We start from the raw sequence: 6,000 nt of genomic DNA on the forward strand, positions 1-6,000 counted from the left end.
CCCAAAAAAGAGAAAAATAGTTTACATAAAACAGAATTGAAATAAATTATGTAAACCGCATTTTGAGTTAAGTTGTGTAAAATTGTTGCTAAAATTAGCTAAATATTCAGAAAATGATACGTAAAATAGTGGTAAAACGACTCTGGTGTCATGTGGATAACTCTGTGGAAATTGGGGATTATTCGATAGGGCATGTTTAAAATGCCGCATAAATAGGCAACAAGAATCGGCTGATAAAACGTACGTAAAACTGTAATAAAAAATACATTATGACCAAAATGGTCAAAAGGTATATGTAAACCAAATTAGTTACTGACATAAATGTCACTAAAAACACGGAAATGCAGATAATATCTAGGGTTTTGCCCAGCTTACATCATTCTTGATAGTGCACAAATGTTGTTGTAAAATATTTTTTGATACGTTGTTGGTAGGGACCATTGTGGATAAGTTTTCGCTATCCACCATTCCAGATTGGAGAACTATGAAAATAGAAGATTTTGGCCAGGACCTAGTACTTCTTAATGAAGAAATGTTAAAAGAACGTGCCAAAATGTCAGGCGGCTTCATAACATGCTGCAACAAGATGGTTAAGAGAGCCAAAGAGATTGGTGATGTTAACTTACTTGGCTACAGCTATTATTATCTTGCAGATGCTTATTATCTTCTTAGTACAGAGTATCGCAAGTTTAATACCAACTTATTAAAGGCGATTGAATATCTGCAGTCCTGTGGCGACATGGAGCACCTTGCAAGATGTTATAACCTTCTGGGTATTGACGCCCTCAATCATGGAAACACAGAGATTGCCCTTGATTTTTATCTCAATGCACTTAAGTACAGTGAGTCCCTGGGAAATACCAGCAATATTCCTGGACTTATCAATTTCAATATTGGTCAGATCTACTATGGTAATGGTGATATCAGGCAGGCTCTTCAGTATGTGAGGTCTTCCTACAAGGATATCCGCAAGAACAAGAAAGATTCTCTATATCACAGGAATCTTCTTTATTGTTATGCAGCCCAGGGCGACTGTTACATTGACCTTGGCAAAGTGGATCCTGTTGAGAAATGCCTTCAGGCCATCGAGCAGATGGAGCAGGATGAGCTCGTAAACCCGGAAATTTTTCAGGATCTTCCGATCCTTGATATCAAGATGAGGGGATATTACTTCCTGGGAGAGACAGCTCTTTATGAGAAGTATGCAGATATGCTCTCTTATCAGCTTCAGAACAATATGTTTCCACTGGACAGCATGGATGATGTGTACAAGATCTGCCGCTTCTTTATGAAGGTTGGCCGAGTGGGAGAAGTGGGAAGGATCCTTAAAAATGCCAAGAGATCCCTTGATGACCTTAATATTGCCAATTTAAGGAAGGGATACGCTGAGGTCTGTGTGGAATTCTATGACAAGATGGATCTGGCAGAGGACAAGTACAGAGCCCTTGCAGATTACTACCACGCATCCAGGGAACAGGAAAAAGAGAGTATCGCCAACTACAGATTCTTTATGAATATAAGGACGAGGCTTTCTTCTATTGAACAGGAGAATGTAAAGCTTCTTAAGCAGGCTGAGACAGACCCTCTTACAGGACTTGGAAACAGATACAGCCTCAACAAGTATGCAGATACAGCCTTTGAGGAGGCTTATGCACAGCACAGGTCCCTTGCTGTAGAGATTCTGGATGTGGATAATTTCAAGCATTACAATGATACCTATGGCCATCAGCTTGGAGATCAGTGCCTTAAAAAGGTGGCAGAGGCTATCACTGATCTCTGCAAGTCAAGGCAGGGCATCAAGGCCTTTAGATATGGCGGTGATGAGTTCGTTATTATATATGAGGGCATGGATGATACTGAGATCATGGATCACGCAACACAGCTTAGGGACCAGATAGCAGACCTTAAGTTTGAGGATAAGAAAAGCGGCCGCGCTGTTGGCATAACAGTATCTCAGGGAGTAAGAAACTCAGTACCAAGTGAGACCAACAAGCTTTGGGATTACATGTACGCCGCCGACAATGCGCTTTATCAGGTCAAGGAGCACAAGAAGGGTGAAGTGGTTCTTCTTCATAAGGCCCTGATTTCCCAGAAGTCCCTTGACGAAGCACAGCATAGTTGATTACAATAATTGCTTAAATAACTTTGATATTTAGGAGAAGATCATGAAAAAAGAACTTGAGAAAACCTACAATCCCAAAGACATTGAGGACAGGTTATATTCTAAATGGGAGGAAAAGAAATACTTTCACGCAGAGGTAGATGAGACCAAAAAACCATTTACCATCGTAATTCCACCCCCAAATATCACAGGTAAGCTTCATATGGGTCACGCTTTCGATCAGACCCTTCAGGATATTCTTATCAGATGGAAGAGAATGCAGGGCTACAATGCACTTTGGCAGCCTGGAACAGACCACGCCAGCATTGCTACTGAGGTTCGTATCACTGATGAGCTTAAAAAGCAGGGCATAGACAAGAGAGAACTTGGAAGAGAGAAGTTCCTTGAGAAGGCCTGGGAGTGGAAAAAGGAATACGGCGGAACCATCGTATCTCAGCTTAAAAAGCTGGGATCTTCCTGTGACTGGGACAGAGAGCGCTTTACCATGGACGAGGGCTGCAATGAGGCAGTTACAGAAGTCTTCGTCAAGATGCATGAGAAAGGCTACATATATAAAGGAAGCAGGATCGTAAACTGGTGTCCTGTCTGCAAGACATCTATCTCAGATGCTGAGGTTGAGTACGAGGAGCAGGCTGGTCATCTTTGGCATATCAAGTATCCTCTTATTGAGGACGACGGATCTGTTTCCAAGGACAAGTTCATCGAGTTCGCTACTACACGTCCAGAGACAATGCTGGGTGATACAGCTGTTGCAGTAAATCCTGACGACGACAGATACAAGGCTTATCATGGCAAAAAGGTTCTTCTTCCTATAGTTAACAGAGAGCTTCCTATCGTAGAAGACTCTTACGTTGATATGGAGTTTGGTACAGGTGTTGTTAAGATCACACCAGCTCATGACCCTAACGACTTCGAGGTTGGTAAGAGACATAACCTTCCTGAGATCAACATCTTAAATGATGACGCAACAATAAATGCTAATGGTGGCAAGTTCGAGGGCATGGACAGATATGCTGCAAGAGATGCCATTGTAAAAGAGCTTGATGAGATGGGACTTCTCGTTAAGATCGAGGATTACTCTCACAACGTAGGTACCCATGACCGTTGCCATACAACAGTTGAGCCTATGATCAAGGCACAGTGGTTCGTCAAGATGGACGAGCTTATTAAGCCTGCAGTTAAGGCTGTTAAAGAGGGTGAGATCAAGCTTATCCCACCTAGAATGGACAAGATCTACTTCAACTGGACAGACAATATTAGAGACTGGTGTATTTCACGACAGCTCTGGTGGGGACACAGGATCCCAGCTTATTACTGTGACAAGTGCGGAGAGGTAGTTGTTGCTAAGCAGGCGCCTACAGTATGCCCTAAGTGCGGACACACACACTTTACTCAGGACCCTGATACCCTTGATACATGGTTCTCATCAGCACTCTGGCCTTTTGAGACTCTGGGCTGGCCGCATGATACCAAGGATCTTAAGTACTTCTTCCCTACAGACGTACTTGTAACCGGATACGACATTATCTTCTTCTGGGTTATCAGGATGATCTTCTCAAGCTATGAGCACATGGGAACATATCCTTTCAAGACAGTTCTTTTCCATGGTCTTATAAGAGACTCTCAGGGAAGAAAGATGAGTAAATCCCTTGGAAATGGTATCGATCCTCTTGAAGTAATTGAGAACTACGGAGCTGACGCTCTTCGTCTTACAATCGTTACTGGTAATGCTCCAGGTAACGACATGAGATTCTATAACGAAAGAGTAGAGAACTGCCGTAACTTTGCTAATAAAGTATGGAATGCTTCCAGATTTATCATGATGAACATGAAGGATGATGCTCCTTCTGCTATTCATCAGCTTCAGCCGGAAGGACTCCTTGCTGAGGACCACTGGATCCTTTCAAGACTTAATTCCACCATCAAAGAAGTTACCGAGAACATGGACAAGTTTGAGCTTGGTATCGCTGTTCAGAAGGTATATGACTTTATCTGGGATGAGTTCTGCGACTGGTACATTGAGATGGTTAAGCCTCGTCTCTACAACTCTGACGATGCTTCTTCCCATGAGGCAGCTCTTTGGACACTTCAGACTGTTCTGATAGGTGCCCTTAAGCTCCTTCACCCATACATGCCATTTATTACAGAGGAGATATTCTGCACTCTTCAGGATGAAGAGGAGTCTATCATGATCTCTGACTGGCCAGTATACAGGGATGAGTGGAACTACGCTGATGACGAGAGAGCAGTTGAGCTTATGAAAGAAGCTGTTCGCGGTATCAGAAACGTTCGTACTCAGATGAACGTTTCTCCTTCAAGAAAGGCTAAAGTCTTTGTTGTAAGTGAAAACAACGAGATCCTTGATACATTCAGGGCAGGCAAGCTCTTCTTTGAGTCACTTGCATATGCATCTGAATCTGTTTGCCAGAGCGACAAGAGCGGTATTGCAGATGATGCAGTATCTGTAGCCCTTGCTAACGCTACTATATACATTCCTTTCTCAGATCTTGTGGATATTCAGGCTGAAATTCAGCGTCTGACCAAGGAAAAAGAGAAGCTTGAAGGCGAGCTTGTCCGTTCCAAGAACATGCTCAGCAATGAGAAGTTCCTTTCCAAGGCTCCAGAAAGCAAGATTGCAGAAGAAAAGGCCAAGCAGGAGAAATACCAGCAGACCTATGATCAGATTACAGAAAGACTCTCTCAGCTCAAAGGTTAAGAGCTAAGACTTTAGGATTAGTATGGACGACACTTTGAATTTGGCAGTCTCTGAGCTTATAGAGAGAGCTGATAACAATGCTAAGATTACAATTGCTGAGTGTGAGGGGCTCCTTAATATGATCCCCAAGTTCACACAGAAGCATTCATTGGAGGAAACCAGAGCGTTTCTTGACTATCTGGGATCCCCCGATGAAAATATAAAGATCATCCACGTGGCAGGCACTAATGGCAAGGGATCTGTCTGCAGCTACATTTCATCAGTATTAACCAAGGCTGATTACTCTGTGGGACTTTTTACATCGCCTCATCTGGTTTCATTAAATGAGAGGTTTGCCATAGATGGCAAGCCTGTTTCAGAGGGCGTATTTGTAGAAGTTTTTGTAGAGGTCTTAAGGCGTGTGACAGAGTATGACGAAAGCGACTACTTCCCCACATACTTTGAGTTATTGTTCTTTGTGGCAATGCTTCTTTATGATGTATATCCTGTTGACTATCTCATTTTGGAGACAGGCCTTGGAGGCAGACTTGATGCCACCAATGCAGTAAGAAAGCCTATTCTTTCTATTATCACTGAGATTGGCTACGACCACATGGAGTACCTTGGCACAAGCCTTGAGGAAATCGCAGCTGAGAAGGCAGGCATTATCAAGACCGGAGTGCCAGTTGTCTTTTTTGATAAGAGAAAAGAAACTTCTGATGTCATCAAAAAGGTTGCCCTTGAAAAGGAAGTAAGGGCCATCTGCGTGGAAGACAAAAACATAGAAGACGTGTCATTTACAGGGGATGAGGGAGGCAATAAATGCATTGCTTTTTCATATAAATCCCTATATGATAAATATGCTGATCTAAGGCTTGCCACATGGGCTCTTTACCAGACTCAGAACGCAGCTGTGGCAGTTACAGCCCTTGAGGTCTTAAGAGATTCAGGAGCCGATATCAGCGAACTGGATATCAGAGAAGGCCTTCTTTCTGCCAAGTGGAGCGGAAGGATGGAGGAGATGAGACCTGGCATCTATATTGATGGTGCACATAACATTGATGGAATACAGGCTTTTCTCGACAGTGTTTCAAGGATATCCTGTGAAGGCAAGAAACATCTGGTGTTTGGTATTATGTCGGACAAGCTCTACAAGGATATCATCAGTATGATATTAAAGAGC

The 6,000-nt window shown here is 42.9% G+C and carries 3 protein-coding genes; all 3 read left to right on the forward strand.

The window, feature by feature from the left end; genetic code table 11:
• Positions 1–484: 484 nt before the first annotated feature.
• Positions 485–2,122, forward strand: a complete 1,638-nt coding sequence (locus tag J6I68_RS02875) for a GGDEF domain-containing protein (protein WP_292217225.1) — start codon at positions 485–487, stop codon at positions 2,120–2,122.
• 43 nt (positions 2,123–2,165) lie between these two features.
• Positions 2,166–4,838, forward strand: a complete 2,673-nt coding sequence (locus J6I68_RS02880; protein ID WP_292217227.1) for a valine--tRNA ligase — start codon at positions 2,166–2,168, stop codon at positions 4,836–4,838.
• A gap of 34 nt (positions 4,839–4,872) precedes the next feature.
• A partial coding sequence (locus J6I68_RS02885; protein WP_292217229.1) for a bifunctional folylpolyglutamate synthase/dihydrofolate synthase occupies positions 4,873–6,000 on the forward strand: 1,128 nt, incomplete at its 3' end.

This window comes from Butyrivibrio sp. (assembly GCF_017940685.1).
Lineage (GTDB): Bacteria > Bacillota > Clostridia > Lachnospirales > Lachnospiraceae > Butyrivibrio.